This is a genomic window from Glaciimonas sp. GG7, assembly GCF_052976905.1.
In genome coordinates this window covers 65,966-88,173 of sequence record NZ_JBRIIQ010000006.1, presented here as the reverse complement: position 1 = coordinate 88,173, position 22,208 = coordinate 65,966, and the positions used below count along the sequence as shown (strand labels likewise).

Sequence of the window (22,208 nt, the reverse complement as noted above, 5' to 3'; positions counted from 1 at the left end):
GCAATTGAGCGCCGCATCAGCTTGGTCTATGATACGAACAGCTTGGTTTTTAATGCGAATAAAAGCGCTAAAAACTGCCTCCTACCGAAAGGAAACCGGACCGCTACCATTCAACTGATATCAGTGCGATCCGGTTAAGACATTCGAAAGAAAATTATGCCCATCACCCACAAAGCATCCGAACAAAAAAAACAGCAACAACTTGCCGAGATGGTGAAGTTTGCCCGTGATCGACTACCACCTGCAGTATTTGCATCAATGCAGCCGTTTCTGGCCGATTATTACTCGCAGGTCGGCGAGGAACAAATACTCAACCGCAGCATTCCCGATTTGTACGGCGCGGCCGTATCCCATTGGCAATTTGCGCGGCACTTCAAAAACGGCGCGCCGCGTATACGCATTTACAATCCGCACATCGACGAACACGGCTGGGAGTCGCCCCACAGCGTGATCGAAATCGTCAATGACGATATGCCGTTTCTGGTCGACTCCATCACCACCGAAATCAACCGCCTCGGTCTGACGTTACACGCAGCCATCCATCCGGTGTTTCGCATATGGCGCGATGCTTCCGGCCAGATTGAAGTGATCCAGCGCGCCAGCGATGCAGGGATCGAGAACGGTACCAACAGCGGTAGCGCAAGGCTCGAGTCCTATATCCACGTCGAGATCGACCGCTGCACCGAGGCTGCTCGATTAGATGAAATCATGGCTGGCGTGTCCAAGGTGTTGGGCGACGTCCGGGCTGCGGTCGATGATTGGCGCGGCATGACCGCCAGCGCCAGCGCGGCAGTAGCCGATCTGCAAAAACAACCCTCTGCGGATGCCGGGCCACAAGCAGAAACCGCTGAAGCTTGCGCTTTTCTGGAATGGATGATTGACGATCATTTCACCTTTCTCGGCACACGCGATTACGAACTGGTTGTGAGCAAAGGCGAAAATTATTTGCAAGCCGTCGCAGGTTCCGGTTTAGGTATTTTGCGCGATACTTTGCGCGACAAATCAGGCACCCTCGACAGCGCTGACATGACCAAGCTGCCTGGCAGTGCACAAGCGATTATCGACGCCCGCTCACCCGTTTTCATCACCAAAGCCAACTCCCGTGCCACCGTACATCGCCCCGGCTACCTCGATTATGTCGGCGTCAAACGCTATGACGCCGCTGGCAAAGTCATCGGTGAGCGTCGCTTTGTCGGCCTTTACACCTCGGCGGCCTACATGGTCCCCACCAGCGCCATTCCGCTGGTGCGCCGCAAAGTCGCTAAAGTAAAAGAACGCGCCAGCTTTGTTCCTAAAGGCCATTTAGCCAAAACACTCGCCACCATCCTTGAGCAATATCCCCGCGACGAGTTATTTCAAATCGATGAAGACGATTTATACGACACCGCCATCGGCATCCTGCGCCTTGAAGAACGCCAACGCACGCGCCTGTTTGTGCGCCGCGACGCGTTTGGCCGTTATGTTTCCTGCCTGGTGTATGTCCCGCGTGACAAATTCAATACCGAACTACGTACCCGGATTCAAATCTTGCTGCTGGAAGCCTTTAAGGGCGTCAGCGTTGAATTCACGCCTTTGCTGTCCGAATCAGTACTGGCCCGTATCCAATTCACCGTCCGCACCGAGCCGGGCACGGACGTGACCAACGTCGATATCGGCGAACTCGAATCCAAAATAGTCCAAGCCACGCGCCGCTGGCAAGATGATCTGGCCGACGCCTTGCTGGAAAGTCGCGGCGAAGAGCACGGCAACCGCCTGCTACGTCGTTATGCAGCATCCTTTCCTGCAGGCTTTCGCGAAGACTACGCCGCCCGCGCAACAGTGCGCGACATCGAACTGATGGAAACCGCCCAGCAACGTGCCGGATTAGCGATGAATTTATATCGTCCGATCGAAGCCGCCAGCTCCTCCTTGCGCCTGAAGATTTATCACGCCGGAAAACCCATTGCTCTCTCGCAAAGTCTGCCCATGCTCGAACACATGGGCGTCAAGGTCAATGAAGAGCGCCCTTACCGGATCGAAATCCAGGACGCCAGGCCAGTTTGGATACACGACTTCGGCATGCAAACCGCCGACGACGGCGAAGTTGAAATCGACCGTATCAAAGACATATTCGAAGACGCTTTTTCGCACGTATGGAATGGCGAGGCCGACAACGATGACCTCAACCGCTTGGTCATGCGCGCCCGGCTCAACTGGCGCGAAGTGACGATTTTGCGCGCCTACGCCCGCTATCTGCGTCAGGTCGGCTCCACTTTCAGTAACGCCTACATCGAGCAAGCCCTGACCGGCAATCCGACCATTGCCCGTCATCTGGTGGAATTGTTTCTCGCCCGCTTCGACCCCGTCAACACGAACGAAGCACGCGTCAACGCTCTCTTGCAGCAAACCGAAGCAGCGATGGATCAGGTCCCCAATCTGGACGAAGACCGGATTCTGCGCCAATTTCTCGGCGTCATTCAGGCCACTTTACGTACCAACTACTTCCAGCGCGATGCTAACGGTCAACCCAAATCCTATCTCTCATTCAAGTTTGATCCGGCCAAGGTCCCCGGCTTGCCTGCGCCTAAACCGATGTTCGAAATATGGGTCTATTCGCCCCGCTTTGAAGGCGTCCATCTGCGCGGCGGCAAAGTCGCACGGGGCGGCCTGCGCTGGTCGGACCGGCGCGAAGATTTCCGCACCGAGGTACTCGGTCTGGTCAAAGCCCAAATGGTCAAGAACGCCGTCATCGTGCCGGTCGGTTCAAAAGGCGGCTTCGTCCTCAAAAGCGCCCCGCCTGCAACCGAGCGCGAAGCCTATTTAAAAGAAGGCATCGCCTGCTATCAAAACTTTCTGCGCGGCCTGCTTGACCTGACCGACAACCTCATCAATGGCAAAGTCGTCCCGCCAGCTGACGTAGTGCGTTACGACGTCGACGATCCGTATCTGGTCGTCGCCGCCGACAAAGGCACGGCCACCTTCTCGGATTTCGCCAACGCCATTTCTGCCGAATACGGTTTCTGGCTCAGCGACGCGTTCGCTTCCGGCGGCTCGGTCGGGTATGACCATAAAAAAATGGGCATTACCGCCCGTGGCGCGTGGGAATCGGTCAAACGTCATTTCCGCGAAACCGGCCTCGACACCCAAGAGCAAGATTTCACCGTCGCCGGGATTGGCGATATGTCGGGCGACGTGTTCGGCAACGGCATGCTGCTGTCACGCCACATCAAACTGGTCGCCGCCTTTGATCACCGGCATATCATCCTCGACCCCAATCCCGACACCGCCGCCAGTTTTGCTGAACGCGAACGCCTGTTCTCCCTGCCGCGCTCGAGCTGGGCCGATTACGACACTAAACTGATCTCTACCGGTGGCGGCGTCTATCCTCGCACCCTCAAGACTATTCCGCTGTCGCCTGAAATCCGCGCCATCCTTGGCGTGAGCGCAAAAGAGTTGGCTCCTGCCGAATTAATCCGCGCCATCCTGCTGAGCCCCGTTGACCTGCTCTACAACGGCGGTATCGGCACCTACGTCAAAGCCAGCTTCGAGACCCACGCCCAGGTTGGTGACCGCAACAACGACGCCATCCGTGTCAACGGTGCTGAGCTGCAATGCAAAGTCATGGCGGAAGGCGGCAATCTCGGCCTGACCCAATTCGGGCGCATCGAATTTGCCCAAAAAGGCGGCCGCATCTGCACCGATGCGATCGACAATTCCGCCGGTGTCGATTGTTCGGATCACGAAGTCAACATCAAGATTTTGCTCGGCTTAGTCGTCACCGAAGGCGAAATGACCGAGAAGCAACGCAACAAATTGTTGGCCGAAATGACCGATGAAGTTGGTAATCAAGTCTTAACCGACAACTACTACCAGACTCAATCGCTCTCGGTTGCCGGTCGCAGCGCCCTATCGTTATTAGAACCGGAAGCCCGCCTGATTCGTTTTCTGGAACGCGCCGGACGCTTAGATCGTGCGGTTGAATTCCTGCCCTCGGACGACACCATCGCCGAGCGCAAAACCGCCAAGCAAGGCCTGACCACGCCAGAACGCGCCGTGCTGATGGCCTACAACAAAATGTGGTTATACGAAGCAACGCTGGCCTCAGACTTGCTCGATGATCCATTCGTCAGCCACGCACTGATGCAATACTTCCCGCAAGCGCTGCGCCAACGGTATCCCGAGGTCATGACGCGCCACCCTCTGGCGCGTGAAATCATCGCCACCTACGTCGTCAACACCCTCACCAACCGAGTCGGCACCACCTTTGTCCACCGCCTCAGTGACGAAAGCGGCGCAAGCCCTACCGACGTCATCCGCGCCGGCCTGATCGCCCGCGATGTCTTCGGTTTCGAAGACATCTGGAACGATATCGACGCGTTGGACAATCGGGTGCCTGATGCCTTGCAAGCGCAAATGTTGATCGCTATCGGTCGCTTGATCGAACAAGCCAGCTTCTGGTTTCTGCACCGCCCGGCCAATGGCGAAACGATCACCGCCACTGTGGCTCGTTTCCGTCCCGCCGCTGACCAACTCGGCCCGATACTGGTGACTTTGCTAGACGCCAGCGACGCCGATGCCCTCAAAGCAAAACAGGATGCACTCACTCAAGCAGGCGTGTCAGAAACGCTCGCCCGCCGTGTCGCCAGCGCGGAGCTGATCGGCGCAGTGCTCGACATTGCTGAGGTCGCCACCATCACCGGACGCAATCTGGAACTGGTAGCGCAGGTCTATTTCTCACTCGACTTGAGTCTCAACTTCGGCTGGATGCGTGAACGGGCCGCCACGCTGCCGGTAGACACCCATTGGCAAACGCTGGCGCGCACCGCATTGCAAAGTGACTTAACCACGCTGCAACGCACACTGACCGCCAACGTCATTACGTTATCGCCAGCGATAGAGCAGTCAGCGGAAATGTTAGAAGCCTGGCAAACCGCCAACCGTCCGCAGTTGGAGCGCTATCGTCGTCTGTTGATTGATTTTCAGTTGGGAGGGAATGTTGATTTGGCGATGCTGTCAGTGGCAGCGCGGGAAATACGAGGGATTGATGCGGGTTAACACAGGATAATTACCATTCGTAGCAATCCTGATTTGCTAACATTCTCAGATACAAAAAAAGCCACTACCATTTTATTGGAAGTGGCTTTTTTATTGAAAAGTTATATCACGTAGATTTAATATTGGAACTGTTTATTAAATCCGATTTGTGTCTCCATGTGGAAAATTAATCGTCCCGGACGTTAGGTTTGACTTTGACACAGGCTTCAAATCTTCATCTGTAAAATTGTTCATGGCATTCTCTAATTTTAAATCCAGAGCCTTCTTAATATTATCGGTCACGATAGGACTTTTACCTTTCATGAATCCAATAAGCCCTTTAAATACTTTAATTACTTTAAGTCCTTTAAGCACTGGCTGTTTAAAGTCATTTAAATCATCTTTCATTTTTGTAAGTTTTTTAGTGACTTCCTGACAAAATTTCAATTTACTATCAGAGGTATTGACCGCATCATCAATGATTTTTGTGATCCTTGAAAAGCTATTCAGCGACATTTCTTTAAAATTTGGATGATTCATAATATCAACCATCAATTCTGCAACCTCCGCTTTTGCCTTAGGAAGAACTGCTGTTCGTGTATCTATTGGCACACTTTTTGTGGATTCCGGAACCTTTTGCTGATCATTGTTCAACCCCTGAGTATTTTTATCTACACTTGGCTGATGAACGATTGCTGTAGAAGCTATTGCTGCTTGCGTCTGCACCTTAAACTCGCTAATCACAGGAGCTCTTGTCTTTAACAAAACAGCCATATCCTTCATTAAGGCTTCTTTATTTTGATTAGCATATGTTTGAGCATCATTGATCAACTTAATGAGATCTTGATGCTCTTGTGAACCTTTTTTCGGTCCATTATTATCTTGCACCTTGCCAAAGCCCTCCGACACCAGGCGCATTTTATTGAGCAAGCCGTTCATTGCAGGACTTCTGTTGACAGTGTTCATGAGTGCTTCTCGCGCCTCAGGCAAAAGCGCTTTACCCGTCATGCGATTAATAAATGCCGACATATTTCTTAAGTTTGACTGATTAGCTTTACCACCCGTGCCCTCCGGATCATGACGGAATGCTTCAAAACGCTGATAGAACAGATCAGTGTCGCGATTATGAATAACACCGTGTAAAGCATCCTGAATTAGGTCAAAATCGTTCGCGATAGAAGCATTCACTAACGCCAAATCAGGGTTGTTTTTAAGGCCGGTTGGTGAACCTATGTGTCGTGAAGGAATAGAATGCACCGGTTTTTGATTAGCATTCATCGCATCACTATCTTGTTTTATTTTTATTAGATCATCTAAATTATTAATTAAATTAATTAATGGTTGTGTGACGCTGGATGAGTTTATGCAAGCATTTACAGGGCCTTTAAGAACCGCCGGGGCATCTTTCCCATATAATTTTCCAATATATTTAATTTTAACATTAATCAAATCAGTCAGCGATTTTACTTCCTGGCTTTTTAATATACTGTCCAATCTTTCTTGTAATTCTGTTCTGATTGAAAATACTTCTCCTAATTCACAATCACTTGGATTATCAATAATTTTTTGTGCTCGATTAATTATTTCTGTTGAAATATCATCCTTTTGCTCCGGATCTATATCTTTCAACCCTAGGATAGATATTTTTATATCCGATAGTCCTTTCTGCATCGGATTTGATATGCCAAGAGAATCAACAGAAATTTTCGAATAGGATGCTACGCCTGGTTCTCCCAATACAGATTTTGGAGTGTGAGTACCCATGCCGTGAGTTTGTTTTAAACCATCCTTAATAGCTGAATTATCAGAAGTCGTAGTATTGACCGAAGGCGTCCGATTCATTTCAGGAGCCTGAAATACCCTCGATATTTTATCTTTTATTTGATTAGAATTATTTGTACTTTCAGGACTTACCGGAGAATGAGCATTTACGTGGCGAGTTAAAGAAAGAGAAACTGCTGGTGATCCATATATTGACATTACGTGCTTTCTTAAAAGGTCAGATTTTCCTGCAAGATATCAGATATGTCCTCTGCATTCACAAAAGGAATAAAAAAAACAGGCATGACGATACCTACTTGATAGATTTAAATATTTTAAATATCGCTTAATAGAGTTAAGTCTCGAAATGCAAAGTTACTACCATATGGTAGTAACGCCTTTCAATTAAGAAACCGTTCAGACTGAGTTGTGTAGTATCGAAGACACACCGGCATCAACGCTGACTTCGATACACCCGAACGATTAACCAGATCAGCTGAACAGTATTAAACGACAATTATTGAGTATCAATTTAAGTAAGACCTCATAATCGTTTATACGTCGTTGCCCGGCCTTACCGTACAGTCGTACTGTCTGCGTCCGGGCGCCTAGTCTAAACAATTATGCGGTCTTACTTATATTCAAATCGGATTCTTGCCTTTGTCAGCATCCATTACCGGACACGTAAGTGAGTCAATGACGGTTATTAATTCTTCTTTATTTTTTATTGCATAGTCTTGCATATCGACTATCGAATTAATCACTTCTGCTTGTTGCCGAATAGATTTTATGTTTTCTTGTGATATTTTTAGCAATGCAGACGATGCCAATTGTGCTTTATTAATCATTTCATTCATGATGGATGATGTTGCGACAGCATTAGTGCATACACCCTTAACATCCTCTCTAATCGAAGACAAAGATATCATATTAACAATTCTTGATAAATCAGAAAACTTATCTCGATCCTCTCGGAAATCTTGTAATTTTTCAGATAAGTTATTTGTACTTGAATTGGTCAGCGTACGCATAGTAGCGACAAAATTAGAAAATGTATTCTCTAAAACCTTATTTAATATTTCTGACTTTACTAATATTTCTTTACCAGCAGTAGGTGATTCTATTTTACCAATAACATTAATTTTGTCTTGTTTTACATTTTTAGTTGGTTTAAATAGATTAGAAAAAGTTTTTTTAGAAGGACTCAATGGCGGAGATTTCTTTAAAATTGAATCGTTAGTAAAAAATGTACTTTTACTTGGAGACTTAGACGAAAGAGAGGGATAAGGAAAAGACCTTAATGGATTATCACTTGCATAAAATAGCTCTTCAAGACTTTTGGCATTCAAAAGCATTAAATTATCAGGATCATTCGTTATTTTTTTATTGGTTTCTATAACATCATTAACTTCATCTTGATGACCATTCTCCGATAAATACTTCCCATAATATTCAACCTTAGCTTTTGCATTACTAAGCTCTGACTCTTTGGTAACTGACACTGTATCAGAGGATGCTACTTTCTCACTTGAACGTGATTTGATACTCATTGCAAGTTTTAAATCTGCAAGAAGTATCTGTGTCGCCTCTAATAAATTTTTATTATTGCTGTAATCTTTATTAAATTTATCAACTTTTTTTCCTTCGCCATTTTGCTTTAACCAATTTTCAGAAAATATTATTTCTGACTCGGCACGCTTAATCTCACCAGACTCATTAGAATAATAAGCCACTAAATCTTGTAGAGCGGCTTCATATGCAAGTCTTGCCTGTAATTCAGGGACCTTATTTTTTATAGCTTTTAAATATGTCGCATCTAGTTTCTCAAGAGATGCCACCGAACTTTTCGGATAATCTTTTAACAATTGATTGCTTAAAACTTTGATACGTTCATTTGCAGCATCGATTTTATCGAAACGAGAGGACTCAATTTTGGTTTCAGGAATATTTTTTTTTGTATTTAATAAGCTTACCAATGCATCATTAAATTTTGTCATCGCATCTAATTTAGACATCTTATCTTTATCAGACTCAAACTCACATTTCAGATTATAAATAATAGATTTTCCTTTTGCCGGAAATGCAATTTCAACGCTTTTAATGTTGGCTTCCAACAAATCATCTATTGGATCAGTTTTATCGAAACGTGTTTTAGGTATACTTATGTAAAAATTTTCCAAATCTTTACATAAATTCTGTTTCGCATCCAATTCAGATGTGCCTGACAATTGTGCACTTTCACACTTTTGTTCATATTTTTCTATAATGCCATCTGCAATTTCCGGGACTGTACTCTTAATATACTGAGACCACATATCTACTTTGTTATCTAATGATGAAATTTGTTCATTGATAGATAATTTAGATTTACTTTCATTACACGATCCTGTATCAACAATAGATACCTCTTTGAACTTATGCTGAATATTAGAATTATCAGATTTAATATGAGCATTAGTTGCAATAGAAAGTGAGTTATCCAGTTGTACAGACGAAGCACCATTTGCACCTGTCATTTGTGCTTTTACTCCCCCTTGTCTCGGCTTTGGAGCAATTGGTGGTCTATTATTTTTATCCACTGTATGGGAAGGTAAGCTTAGACTTGTATGAGCTACTAGTGACGGCATTATTTTCTTTCTGAAAAAGGCAGAATATTCTGCAAGATATTAGAGAAGTCTTTAGAGTACCTAATGGCATAAAAAAACAGGCATGACGATACTCATCTAATAGCTTTAAATATTTCAAATATCGCTTAATAGAATCAACCCTCAAAATGCAAAAAAACCACTGCCGTTATCGACAGTGGTTTTTATTTATTAATTATTAGAAATATCTATCTTATTATTTATTGAAAAAATATTCCCCTCAGAGCAAAAAATACAATAATAAATTTCCGTTTAATCCTTCCCAGACGCCCAACTAAATGCCATATCGGCACGCTCTCGGGTGGCGGCAATCAGAATCGCATTAGGTTCATCTGTTTGCGCAACCCACGCCTGCGCAGCGTCTGCCTCGCGACCAAAACGGATATGCCGGGCAATGAGCCGCTCTTGCCGCACTTCGGGTGCGATATCCAGATACCAGGCAAGATCGAGCAAGCTGCGCACATGATTCCAGTAATGACGATCAAGCAACAAATAATTTCCTTCGGTAATGATGAGTTGTATGTTTGCCGGTACGGCGATGGCACCTGCGACGGGTTCTTCGATTTCTCGTCTGAATTCAGGTGCGTAGACAATCGCATCGGATTGCTGATCCCGCAGGCGTTTAAGAAGCGCTACGTAACCAGCGCTGTCAAAGGTGTCTTCTGCGCCCTTGCGACTCTGACGACCAAGGCGGATCAGTTCGGTATTTGCCAGATGAAAACCATCCATCGGCACCACCATTGCCTGCCCGGGCAAACCATCGGCCAGTGCTTGCGCAAAGGTGGATTTTCCTACACCAGGCGGACCGACAATACCGAGGATGAAGCGCTGCGGGTTTTGACTGCTATCAGTGGAGGATAAGCGTGCTCGCAGCTTGGTCAGGCAGGCTTCAATCGTCATTTCTTGCGTGGTTGGTTGCATCGGTTGGTCCGCTTCTGTTGTGATGTTGAGAGGTGTCTATGCGGCCGATTTTACTGCCAGACTGGCGAATTTGCGATGTTGTGTCATTTCAAAATAATTAATAAAGTCACTTGATTTATTAATTAATGCAGCCTATATTCGCTACCAGCAGCGGATCAAGCGTTCATATCAAAAAAACGTCATCCCATCAGACGCATGTCACGCGCCCTCTGCACAACCATCCAATGACCATAACAATTCGAGGAGACCCCGAATGCTATTCAAGCTCACAACAGTCGCAACCGCAGTCACCGTAGCAGTAACCTTACTCGCCGCAAGTGCCAGCATCGCCATCGCTGCTGATCAGCCGATCATAGGCCTGATCACCAAGACCGAGACCAATCCTTTCTTTGTGAAAATGAAAGAAGGCGCACAAGAAATGGCAACCACCAAAGGCGCTAAGTTGCTCACAGCAGCTGGCAAATCCGATGGCGATAATGCAGGTCAGGTCACTGCGATCGAAAATATGATCGCTGCTGGTGCCAAGACGATTTTGATTACGCCTAGTAATTCCAAAGCCATCGTGCCAGCCATCAAAAAAGCCCGTGATCAAGGCATTATGGTCATTACGCTCGACAGCCCGACTGATCCACAAAACGCTGTAGACGCCTTATTTGCAACCGATAACTTCAAGGCCGGTGTACTCATTGGTCAATATGCGAAGGCCGCCATGAACGGCAAGCCTGCCAAAATCGCCATGCTCGATTTGTTGCCAGGCCACCCAGTCGGCCTGACCCGTCATAACGGCTTTTTAACAGGATTTGGCGCTACCGGCTTTGATGCAAACACCACGACACTGGGTAAAACCGCCGATGTCGTCTGTATGGCCGACAGCTATGGCGATCAAGCCAAGGGGCAAACCGTGATGGAAAACTGCCTGCAGAAAAATCCTGAAATCAATGTGGTCTACACCATCAATGAACCTGCCGCTGCTGGTGCGTATAAAGCGCTGAAAGCTGCCGGTAAAGAAAAAGGCGTGCTGATCGTGTCGATCGATGGCGGCTGTAGCGGCATTGCCGATGTTAAAAGCGGCATGATCGCAGCGACCTCGCAGCAATATCCGTTGAAGATGGCGGCATTGGGCGTTGCAGCTGGTATTGATTATGCCAAGACAGGTAAGAAAGCCAGCGGTTATGTGGACACTGGTGTCACGCTGATTACCGACAAAAAACAGGGCGCAGTTGAGAGTAAAGACACCGCTTTCGGACTAGATGCATGTTGGGGCAAGAAGTCCTAAGTCTTGATTAAACAACTGCGCTGAAGTTGGCGGCGTCGTCACAACGTCTGTTTTGTGATGACGCCCTCTCCCATCCCTCTCTTTACTCTCCCTCAATCCCTATGAACGCACTCGTGCTTAAGCGCTTGCCGCCCATTGCGACACTTGGTCCAGTGGTGGCGTTGCTAGCCGCTTGTCTATTCTTTGCATCGCAAACGGACCGGTTTTTTAGCGGCCAGAATTTTTCCCTGATTTTGCAACAAGTCATGGTCGTCGGCGTCATCGCGATCGGCCAGACCCTCATCATCCTGACCGCCGGGATTGATTTATCCTGCGGCATGGCGATGGCGTTGGGCAGCATCGTGATGACCAAGTTTGCCGTCGATCACGGTATGAATCCGTATCTGGCAATACTCCTGGGTGTCGCAGTCTGTACCCTGATAGGCGCAATCAATGGCGCGCTGGTGACCAAGATCCGATTGCCGGCCTTTATCGTCACACTCGGCACGATGAATATCGCTTTTGCGATTACCCAAATTTATTCGCAGGCACAAACCGTCAGTAATTTGCCGGATGCGATGATGTTCTTCGGCAACACCTTTCATCTTGGGGAAACCGTCATTACTTACGGCACGGTGCTGATGCTGGGTTTATACATCCTGACCTGGTTGTTCCTGCGTGAGACGGCTCCCGGTCGTCATCTGTACGCAGTCGGTAACAACCCTGAATCGGCACGCCTGACCGGCATTGCCACCAATAAAGTACTGATCGGCGTCTACATGGCAGCCGGGATGTTTTATGGCATCGCCGCCTTACTGTCCGTAGCCCGAATGGGTGTGGGCGATCCGCAAGGCGGCACGACCGATAATCTCGATAGCATCACTGCGGTGGTGCTGGGCGGCACTAGTTTATTCGGCGGTCGCGGCACCGTGTTTGGCACCCTGATCGGCGTCTTGATCGTCGGGGTTTTCCGTAACGGCCTGACACTGATGGGCGTGCCTTCCGTATATCAGGTTCTGGTCACCGGTATTTTGGTAATTCTGGCAGTGGCTACCGATCAACTGACGCATAAAAAGGGTTAACAATGAAAATGATGACGCCAAACCCTGCCTTGGTTTTTCAGGCACGCGGCATTACTAAAAAATACGGCCATGTCACGGCGCTTGACGGCGTGGACTTTGAGTTACGAGCCGGTGAAATTCTGGCCGTCATTGGCGACAATGGCGCGGGTAAATCCAGCCTGATCAAAGCATTGTCTGGTGCGATGGTTCCCGACTCGGGCGACATGCTGCTCGATGGTAAGCCGGTCCATTTCAAATCGCCCATCGATGCACGGCGGCATGGGATTGAAACGGTGTATCAGGATTTGGCGGTGGCTCCGGCCATGACCATTGCGGAGAACTTGTTTCTGGGACGTGAAATTTTGCGCCCCGGCATACTCGGCAGCTGGTTTCGTCTGATCGACAAAAAAGCCATGCTCAATGCAGCAGTGCGGCATATGCAGGATCTCAAAATCGGTATTCGCTCCATGGAGCAAGCGGTAGAAACCTTGTCCGGCGGTCAGCGCCAGGGCGTGGCAGTGGCGCGCAGCACGGCGTTTGCCAAACATGTCGTCATTCTCGACGAGCCTACGGCGGCGCTTGGTGTCAAAGAAGGCAATATGGTGCTGGAATTGATTCGACGGGTGCGTGACCGCGGCTTATCGGTCATTTTGATTAGCCATAACATGCCGCATGTATTTGAGATCGCTGACCGGATTCATATCCAGCGGCTGGGCAAACGCGTGGCGGTGGTCAATCCCAAGCACATCAGTATGTCGGACACGGTTGCCGTCATGACCGGTGCCAAGAATCCAGAAGACTTGCCGGAGGAGGCCCATGCTTAAAGGTATCGATCCTCTCCTGTCGGGAGAGCTGCTCAAGGTCTTGTGTGACATGGGCCACGGCAATGAAATTCTCATCGTTGACGCCAATTTCACCGCCTACTCACTCGCGGGCGGCAAACCCGTGATCCAGCTTCCGGGCGTGAGTCTTTTGCGTGCATGCACGGCCGTGTTGTCGGTGTTTCCGCTGGACCAGGCGGTTGAGCAGCCGGTGGCGTATATGCAGGTCTCGGACAGCCCCGCTGGCTATTTATCGGATGTCCAGCTGGCCGTCATTAACACGCTGCGCAGTGCGCGGTATGCCAAAGTCGGCCAATGCGAAGCGGTTGAACGCTTTGCTTTTTATGAGCGGGTAAAACACGCTTACGCCATCGTGCAAACCGGTGAAATGCAACCGTACGCCAATTTCATCTTAAAGAAGGGCGTTATTACCGACGCCCTGCCATGACATATTGATATATGATTTGGCAGTCTGAGCGTGCGGCAAGCTGAGCCTGCCGCCGTTCCAGAAGAGTTCCAACCAAATCTCCAATAGAGCACCATGCCCGATACCACCACGCTCTCGCGTCATCCTGAAGACGAAAAAAGACGGTTGCGCCCACGTGGATCAAATCAAATTGGCATGCGCCAGTTTAATGAACGCGTGGTACTGCAAGCGATCCGTTTTCACGGCTCCATGCCCAAGGCTGATCTGGCCCGTCTCACTAATCTAAGCACGCAAACGGTCTCGCTGATCATTAATCGCCTGCTTGACGAAGGGCTGGTGCTGAAATTGGAGGCGTTACGTGGCAAGGTTGGTCAGCCCTCGGTGCCGATCGCCCTCAATCCTGACGGCGCATTTTCGATTGGCATCAAAATCGGTCGGCGCAGTCTGGATGTGCTGCTGATTGATTTTTTGGGTCAGGTGCGTGAACGTTCGTCATTGCGCTATACATTCCCCGATCCCGATCAACTATTTCCCGAGATCGCCTTGCAGCTTGAGCGTATCCATACCTTGCTCGGACCCGAGCAGGTGCAGCGCCTCAGCGGGATCGGGATCGCCGCCCCGCTGGCGTTGGGCGGCTGGCAAAAGTTGCTAGACATCGATCCGCATCAAGCCGATAAATGGCAGCATATCGATATCCTCCAGAGCGTACAGGCCATGACAGAGTTGCCCGTGCAGTTTTGCAAAGACACGGCAGCGGCTTGTGTAGCCGAACTGGTGGCGGGCAGAGGCCGTAGCATCAAGAGTTTTTTGTATATTTTTGTCGACACCTTTATTGGCGGCGGACTGGTCATCGACAGTCATTTACGCGGCGGCTTGCACGGTAATGCCGGTGCGGTCGCCTCGATTCCGCTAGGATTGGCGAGCCGTGAGCAACGCTCCCCGCCTGCGCAATTATTGAGCGATGCCTCACTATTCAACCTGGAGAATCTGTTTGTCGCCGCCAGTCTCGATCCGCTGGCATCGTTCGATCAACGTGCGTTGCAGGCACCGTGGCTTGCGCACACCAATGTGTGGCTCGATGACGCAAGCCGGGCCATTGCGCTGGCCATCAGCAGCGCAACTTGCCTGCTGGACCTGGATGCGGTAGTGATCGATGGATCTTGCGACCGTAGTTTGCTGGAGAAATTGCTGACCGAGATAGAAGTGTCACTGGCGTATTACAACTGGGAAGGAATTACCCGGCCAACCGTCCACGCAGGCACCATCGGCTCGGATGCACGTGCGCTGGGCGGCGCTTTGTTGCCGTTGTATGCCAACTTCGCGCCGGATCATGATTTGTTTCTTAAGCTCGACAAATAATTAACTAGTAGCTATTTTGCTCCAGACCATCAGCTTTGCCAGTAGCACTTGAACGGTCTCACCGTTCTGATTCAAGGTCTGGCAACGCACCTGGATCATGCCGCGATCCGGCCTTGAGCGCGATGGCGTGACCGCAACGACTTCACTGACCACATGCAGCACATCACCCGGACGGGTCGGCTTGGGCCAGGTAATTTCACCACCTGCGCCAATGATGCCGCCCGCTAGCGGCATGCCGCTTTGCACCATTAGCCGCATCGTCAGCGCCGCAGTATGCCAACCGCTTGCGGCGAGTCCGCCAAAGAAGGTGTTTTTGGCGGCCATCTCATCGACATGAAACGGCTGCGGGTCGAACTCTGCGGCAAAGCGTTTGATCTCGTCGGCACTTACCGCGCAGGACCCTGACTCAAAACGTTGTCCGACCTGAAGGTCTTCCAGATAAAGTTGCACGGGCGCAGGTTCTTTATTTGTATTGGTCATGGTGATGGATCCTCTTATTTATCAGATTCGTTATCAGATTCGTGATCAAATTCGTCCTGATGCTCCACACCCTCATTGGGCAAAATATGCCCAAGTTTGGCCGCCTTGGTGTCCAGATAACGGGTGTTAAAAGGATTACGGTTGAGGATCAACGGAAGCCGCTCCACTACAGGTACGCCCATTTTTTTCAGCGCATCCATCTTGCGCGGATTATTGGTCATCAATCGCAGCGTTTTGATGCCGAGATGTTGCAGCATCGGCTCACACATCCCGTAATGACGCAAATCATCGGCAAAGCCAAGTTGCTGATTCGCCTCGACCGTATCAGCCCCCGAGTCCTGAATCCGGTAAGCACGAATTTTGTTGAGCAGGCCGATGCCACGTCCTTCCTGACGCAAATACAGCACTACGCCACGCCCTTCGGCAGCGATTTGCTGTAGCGAGCCTTCGAGCTGTGCACCGCAATCGCAGCGTTGGCTAAATAGCGCATCGCCGGTAAGACATTCAGAGTGGATGCGCGCTAACACCGGCAAGCCGTTGTCAACCTCACCCAATACCATCGCTAAATGTTCTTTGCCGGAAGGATGATCAATAAAGGCGTGCAACTGAAAAGTTGCCCAGGGCGTCGGCAGTTCGCAGGATGTAACGTACTCCAGGGACTCGTGGATTTGGGCTGCGTCGGCGTTGCAAGGTGTGATGTGGGTGCTCATGGGATCAAAATGCGAATTCAAAGTAAAAAGCACGTCATTTAAATGACGTGCCTTGCCTACGGATTAAGTCTGCGGCTGGAATGCCGTCATCGTACTACGAGAAGGTGTTGTTGCGCTCAGAGGCGTACTCATTGCCAAATTGTACATCCGTGCGGCTGGTGCGATGATGTTTAGTACGGCAAATCAAATAACAACAGTTCTACTGCATCAGCCTTATCCAGCGTAATCAACGACTCATCCGATATTTTCAGCGCATCGCCGCCTGTCAGCTCGATACCGTTGACGGTAATCGTCCCGCGAATGACGTGTACATAACCAGTACGTCCGGCCGTTAATGGATGAAAAAGATGATCCTCGCCGCCTAAAATAGCAGCAAAAATAGTCGCATCCTGATGGATTAAGACTGAATCGTCACGACCGTCCGCCGAGGCGATCAACCGCAACTGGCCTTGCTTGGCCGCTGGCGTGAAATGTTTCTCTTCATAGCCGGGAGGAATCCCTTTTATGTTCGGCTGAATCCAGATTTGTAAAAAATGTAACGGCGCTGTCGCCGAGCTATTGAATTCACTATGCCGCACGCCCGTCCCCGCCGTCATGCGCTGAACATCGCCGTAATGCAAGACTGATCCTGTGCCAAGGCTGTCTTTGTGCTCTAACGCGCCATCGAGCACGTAGGAAATAATTTCCATATCGCTGTGACCATGCGTGCCAAAGCCCTGCCCTGGCGCTACGCGGTCTTCATTGATCACCAGCAACGGCCCAAATCCGGTGTGTTGCGGATCTTGATAATGGCCAAAAGAAAAAGTATGCAGTGATTGCAGCCAGCCATGATCGGCACCGCCACGGTCGGCGCTTTTGCGTATTTGCAGCATGATGTTTTTTCCGTTTTATATATTTTTGATAAGACTAGGACTTACGCAAAATCGTCCCAGCAAGGCAGACTGACGAAGACAGTACGAACGTAAGGCTAGGAAGGATAACGCCGCTGGGGCGATTTTCGTAAGTCTTAAAGACGAATTATGGACGTATGTAAAATACTTTGCATACAACTACCGTTTTACAAAATAAAAATATTAATCAAAGGCAACAAAAAAAGCGGGTTGATACAGATAAGTGCATCAACCCGCTTTAGGCTACAGCGTGAGATCTTAAAAAACCTTATTTACCCCAAGCTGAAATGCATTGACCTTATTACCACTGGCGAACTGTCCGCTATAGGCAACGAATGCAGTGGTATCGGGCGTTAATTTAATGTTCGCCCCCACATCTAAGCGGGTCGTGTTTGCTGGCCCTTGATAACCCGGCATCCCGAAACTGCCGCCCATGCCAACGACATGTGCGCGGACTTCATACGGCGTGTTTTTGAGCTCTCTTTCCCAAGCTAGTTTGGCAAACGGTTGCACCGCATAACCGCCAACCACCTGATTTGACGTCAGTTGCAGACCCAGGCTCGATACCAGCGACACCCGCATTTGCTGATCGAAATGCATCGCAGTACTGTCGTTACCCATTTCATCGTAGGAATCGACATGAATCTGCTGCCAGGTCACGTTTGCTACCGGGCTTAATGTTGTCGCCCCATAGCTAAAGTCATATTGCCCGCCTACCCGCAACAGAACTTGCTCGCCGCCAGTGGTGCCATTTTCATTGCGCAACGCCGGGCCTAGTACGATGCTGCGCTGAACATGGCTGTAGTCGAGCAAGCCGGCCATCCCGATCGCATTGACCGCCCACGCACCATCGCGGTATTGCGTGTAGGCTGACAGCAGCGCTTGATTGAGGGTGAAGTTCCCGGTGTTGTTACCAAAATTAGCTTTGTTTTGCCCCGCGCCAAACGCCGCGCCAATCATCCAATGTTCATTAATCCCGTAATCGATACCGACTGTCGCGCTGTTGCTCGAACCATCAAGGCTTTGCGTGTTGTCCGTTTGTTGAAAGTTCTGCTGCGTGTTGTTGACCACCGCATAGGCTTCTGCCTTACCGACGTTATAGGGAGTGGCGGCAAATAATCGAAACCGATTATCCATCGCCAAAGCCTGTGTCGAAGCACCCGCTAATGGTGCCGACGCCAGCAAACTGATCTGTGACGGCGCCATCAATACCGATTGCGCGTATTGCACGAGAATCGCTTGGGCAGCACCGGACGGATGCACGCTATCGGCAAATAAATAGGTCTCATTAGCGCCAGGCTCGACTAACGTAGCCGCAGTGCAAGTACCGGAACTCGGTGTAGTACACGCCGCTGAAGTGACATTTTTAAAGCCGTAGAGCGCCGGATTACGGATAACTTCATCGAGCAGGCTAAATGCATCGAGGGCAATAATATTGCCACCCAACTGGTTAAGACTTTGATTCAGGGCTTGATTAAACGTATAAGAAGCCCCCGTCCACAATTGCTGCAATCCGGAAGCGGCTGCTTGGGGCGTATTACCGATATCGGGCAAATTGAGGACCATTACCTTATTTGCGCCTGCCTTTTGCAATTTACCGATTAGTCCGGCGACATTCGGGGCCTCACCGGCAACCAGTGCGACGATGGCTTGCGCAGTCGCTGCTTGCGTAGCGGGATTGGGGTCCATCAAGCCAGCGCCATTCTGTTCGGTGTACGCAAACACATCGTTTGCACCAGCCCAGATGGTGTACAAGGCTTTTTTATCCGCTTGCGGATGGCTGGCTAAATAGCCATTGACCTGGTCTGTTACCGATGGCACCGGGATGTTTGGGTCAGGATTAAGAATCGGTTGACTCACCCGTGCGTCACCGACGGCGTAATTGGTTCCACCACCAGAAATAACGCCGGTGGAGGTCAGTACAAAAGCAGGATCGGCAGTCAATCCGTAGCGATGCGCCAGCAGTTGCGTCCAGATCAAATCCGGGTTGGTGGTAAATGACGGTTGCTGTCCCACGCCCGAGTAGTAACCGCTGTCCATCAGGGAATCGCCAAAAAAGACCATTTGCGAAAAACTCGACGCCGCGGCAGGCTGGGCCATGCACAGCCCCATGCCGATGCTTACACCTATCGTTGAGAGTGTTCGATATCGCGTGCGAGTAGTAAACAGCGTAGAAAAGAATGCAGCGTAAGGTAAAACTTTACGTGAAAGTTGATATGGCGGACGTATCAAAGTGTTCTCCTTAGTATGAATGTAGTTTTATATTGGTCGTGCTGGTGCTGTGATGCTGAGGACGTTCTAATCAACAACATTTTTATAGTTATATACAAATGATAAGAGTTTAAAGAATAGAAATCGCCATAAAGATGTCAGGTTAGTATGCAAATACTACAAATTCCTTTACAGGCTCCGTTTCATCTGGTTCTAAAGCGGTTCGCCTGTTAGACTTCGTTCCCCCTTTCTGTCGGCTCCCCATCGTGACTACATCCTCCTTCTCAACTCTCCCCCTGTCACCGGCGCTCTTGCGTAACCTCGACAGTCTCGGTTATCACGAAATGACGACCATTCAGGCACAAAGCTTGCCGGTGATTTTGGAGCGGCGGGATTTAATCGCGCAGGCCAAAACCGGTAGCGGCAAAACCGCTGCTTTTGGTATCGGGATTCTGCATAAACTCAATCCGACCTACTTCGCCATACAAGCGCTGGTGTTGTGTCCGACGCGTGAATTGGCCGATCAGGTTGCCAAAGAATTACGCCGCCTCGCCCGTCTGGAAGACAACGTCAAAATATTGACGCTGTGCGGTGGCTCACCGATGGGGCCGCAGATTGGTTCGCTGGAGCATGGCGCGCACATTATTGTCGGCACGCCAGGACGGATACGGGACCACATTGGTCGCGGCACCATCAATCTGTCCACTGTACAAACGCTGGTATTGGATGAAGCTGACCGCATGGTGGATATGGGATTTTACGAAGAGATTTCTGGCATCGTCAGCGCCTGCCCCAAGCGTCGCCAGACATTAATGTTTTCAGCCACCTACCCCGACGACATCCGCAAAGCCAGCGCCGAATTCTTACGCCAGCCGGTCGAAGTCAAAGTCGAAGCACAACATGATGCTGGTCAGATCGAACAGCGCTTTTACGAGGTGACTTACGACGGCCGCAATGCTGCCGTGGCGCAATTGTTGAATCATTACAAACCGGTCTCGACCATCGCCTTTTGCAACACCAAAATCCATTGCCGTGAATTGGCCGCTGAATTACGCAATCAGGGTTTTAGCGCACTGGCCTTATACGGCGAACTCGAACAGCGTGAGCGCGATGAAATTCTGGTGCAGTTTGCCAATCAGAGTTGCTCCGTACTGGTTGCCACCGACGTCGCCGCACGCGGACTGGATATCCAGACGTTGGGCGCGGTCATCAACGTCGATGTATCGAAAGATACCGAAGTCCACATCCATCGCATCGGCCGCACCGGACGCGGCCACGACAAAGGCATGGCGCTCAGTCTCTGTGCGCCTAATGAAAAAAAATGGGTAAAACTGATCGAGGACTATCAGAACGGCCTGGTAACCTGGTGCGATCTGGCCGCACTCGAAGCGTCTGAAGGCGGTCCGCTGCAAGCACCGATGGTCACGCTGTGCATCATGGGCGGCAAGAAAGATAAGCTGCGTCCGGGTGATTTATTGGGTGCGCTGACGGGGGACGCCGGACTGACTAAGGAGCAAGTCGGCAAAATCAGTGTATTTGAATTTATGACCTATGTGGCGCTGGAGCGCCGGATGGCGAAACATGCTTTTACCCGTTTGAGTAACGGGAATATCAAGGGCCGTAGTTTTAAGATGCGGTTTATTTCTGAGTTGTAAAACTATTTAGGCAGCACTGGTTTGATACAGATTTTCACCTCTATCAAACCAGATTGTTAACCTCTTAATAGATAGGACTTACGCAAAATTCTATTGCTGTTTGTTTTTAAAATGTACCCATTGATCCTTATGTTTACCGATGGAATAGCCTGCGTCCTGACCATCATACGTTTGTACCGGTAAGCAAATCACTGCAAACTTATATGGACCCGTTCCCACATATTGCGTACTTGGCGTCTGACCCAGTGGTAGAAAAATTTGCCCACAATGCGCAAAAAGTTGGCCTGAACTCTTATCTCTGAAAACATCAGAAGTTGTATGCGGCTCTAAATTCTTCACTTCCACTTTGGCAAGAGTACTCTTTCCTCCACCGCTATCGGTCAAAATATACCCCCCTAGTGTTGACTCCAAAAAGGGCAAGCCTCCAACTAGCGCCTGTTGGTACTCTCTGATCCATGCTCCTCTTTTGGCACTTTCTGCCGTCACCATTTTTTCTTTGAGGTTTTGAGGCGCTTTGTCGCTCAGCAACTGCTCCTCAATATCAGAATTGCTTTGCGATAAATGAGTATCCATGACGCTGGCAACATCACTATGATCATCATCACTACTCACAACAGTACTTAGATCATCTGAAACCGCATAAGGGGTAACTAGTGGAATAAATATATTTAAAGTCGCCGAAGCAGGCCGAGGTGGCGGTGGGTAGGACGGCGACGGAGTTGATACATGATTGAGGCGCGGCGGAAATGCCATTTGAGGGGAGGAGTCTGGGACGCCTGGTACGAACGGACTCATTTGTACAGGACTACGCGTGACTAATCGGAGGTTGCCATTATCAGCTGATAACAGAGATGGTTCACCAGTAATTAGATTCGAAAAACTTACCGGTGGGGATGTTGATATTGGTGAGGATGGACGGCTCTGAGAATCAATCGGCATAGCGTTATTCCTTCAAAAAAGGTCTCACTCTGCCGGATACAATGGTTTTTATCGATTAAA

At 49.5% G+C, this 22,208-nt stretch carries 15 protein-coding genes; 7 read left to right on the top strand and 8 right to left on the bottom strand.

From position 1 onward, the window contains the following. Positions 1–156 precede the first annotated feature (156 nt). On the top strand, positions 157–5,034 hold the full coding sequence (locus tag ACVBEF_RS03345) for an NAD-glutamate dehydrogenase (RefSeq protein WP_447122527.1): 4,878 nt from the start codon (positions 157–159) through the stop codon (positions 5,032–5,034). Between the two features lie 135 nt (positions 5,035–5,169). Here the strand turns inward: ACVBEF_RS03345 and ACVBEF_RS03340 are convergent, their stop codons facing one another. The 3 genes from ACVBEF_RS03340 to ACVBEF_RS03330 all read right to left on the bottom strand — a co-directional run bounded on the left by ACVBEF_RS03340 (position 5,170) and on the right by ACVBEF_RS03330 (position 10,340). Continuing rightward, positions 5,170–6,993, bottom strand: a complete 1,824-nt coding sequence (locus tag ACVBEF_RS03340; protein ID WP_447122526.1) for a hypothetical protein — start codon at positions 6,991–6,993, stop codon at positions 5,170–5,172. Between the two features lie 422 nt (positions 6,994–7,415). Then, positions 7,416–9,401 (bottom strand): hypothetical protein, encoded by a 1,986-nt coding sequence (locus ACVBEF_RS03335; RefSeq protein ID WP_447122525.1) that lies wholly within the window; start codon positions 9,399–9,401, stop codon positions 7,416–7,418. A 270-nt stretch (positions 9,402–9,671) separates the two neighbouring features. After that, positions 9,672–10,340, bottom strand: coding sequence for a nucleoside/nucleotide kinase family protein (locus ACVBEF_RS03330; RefSeq protein WP_447122524.1), 669 nt, complete (start codon positions 10,338–10,340; stop codon positions 9,672–9,674). A 253-nt stretch (positions 10,341–10,593) separates the two neighbouring features. Between ACVBEF_RS03330 and ACVBEF_RS03325 the strand changes: the two genes are divergently transcribed. The 5 genes from ACVBEF_RS03325 (at position 10,594) to ACVBEF_RS03305 (ending at position 15,263) form a co-directional block, all read left to right on the top strand. Beyond that, positions 10,594–11,616, top strand: a complete 1,023-nt coding sequence (locus tag ACVBEF_RS03325) for a substrate-binding domain-containing protein (RefSeq protein ID WP_447122523.1) — start codon at positions 10,594–10,596, stop codon at positions 11,614–11,616. 101 nt (positions 11,617–11,717) lie between these two features. Further along, on the top strand, positions 11,718–12,677 hold the full coding sequence (locus tag ACVBEF_RS03320) for an ABC transporter permease (RefSeq protein WP_447122522.1): 960 nt from the start codon (positions 11,718–11,720) through the stop codon (positions 12,675–12,677). Between the two features lie 2 nt (positions 12,678–12,679). Then, complete coding sequence (locus ACVBEF_RS03315; RefSeq protein WP_447122521.1) at positions 12,680–13,480, top strand: ATP-binding cassette domain-containing protein; 801 nt, start codon at positions 12,680–12,682, stop codon at positions 13,478–13,480. Beyond that, positions 13,473–13,925 (top strand): RbsD/FucU family protein, encoded by a 453-nt coding sequence (locus ACVBEF_RS03310; RefSeq protein ID WP_447122520.1) that lies wholly within the window; start codon positions 13,473–13,475, stop codon positions 13,923–13,925. The genes ACVBEF_RS03315 and ACVBEF_RS03310 overlap by 8 nt, the downstream gene beginning before the upstream one ends. Before the next feature lie 93 nt (positions 13,926–14,018). After that, a complete protein-coding gene (locus ACVBEF_RS03305) occupies positions 14,019–15,263 on the top strand; it encodes an ROK family transcriptional regulator (RefSeq protein ID WP_447122519.1) in 1,245 nt (414 codons plus the stop codon). On the opposite strand, the gene ACVBEF_RS03300 is transcribed toward ACVBEF_RS03305, so the two are convergent. The 4 genes from ACVBEF_RS03300 to ACVBEF_RS03285 all read right to left on the bottom strand — a co-directional run bounded on the left by ACVBEF_RS03300 (position 15,264) and on the right by ACVBEF_RS03285 (position 19,575). Then, positions 15,264–15,743: a MaoC family dehydratase gene (locus tag ACVBEF_RS03300; RefSeq protein WP_447122518.1), complete on the bottom strand. Its 480-nt coding sequence runs from the start codon at positions 15,741–15,743 to the stop codon at positions 15,264–15,266. 14 nt (positions 15,744–15,757) lie between these two features. Beyond that, positions 15,758–16,453: a GTP cyclohydrolase II gene (gene ribA, locus ACVBEF_RS03295; protein ID WP_447122517.1), complete on the bottom strand. Its 696-nt coding sequence runs from the start codon at positions 16,451–16,453 to the stop codon at positions 15,758–15,760. Positions 16,454–16,623: 170 nt separating this feature from the next. Further along, positions 16,624–17,325, bottom strand: a complete 702-nt coding sequence (locus ACVBEF_RS03290) for a pirin family protein (RefSeq protein ID WP_447122516.1) — start codon at positions 17,323–17,325, stop codon at positions 16,624–16,626. Positions 17,326–17,601: 276 nt separating this feature from the next. Next, the gene (locus ACVBEF_RS03285) at positions 17,602–19,575 is read right to left on the bottom strand and encodes an autotransporter domain-containing protein (RefSeq protein ID WP_447122515.1); all 1,974 of its coding nucleotides are present in this window, start codon (positions 19,573–19,575) and stop codon (positions 17,602–17,604) included. Between the two features lie 245 nt (positions 19,576–19,820). Here ACVBEF_RS03285 and dbpA point away from each other — a divergent pair, with 245 nt between their 5' ends. Then, positions 19,821–21,209 (top strand): ATP-dependent RNA helicase DbpA, encoded by a 1,389-nt coding sequence (dbpA, locus tag ACVBEF_RS03280; protein WP_447122514.1) that lies wholly within the window; start codon positions 19,821–19,823, stop codon positions 21,207–21,209. A 90-nt stretch (positions 21,210–21,299) separates the two neighbouring features. On the opposite strand, the gene ACVBEF_RS03275 is transcribed toward dbpA, so the two are convergent. Next, entirely contained in the window at positions 21,300–22,148 is an 849-nt protein-coding gene (locus ACVBEF_RS03275; protein WP_447122513.1) for a hypothetical protein, read from the bottom strand. Positions 22,149–22,208: the final 60 nt, after the last annotated feature.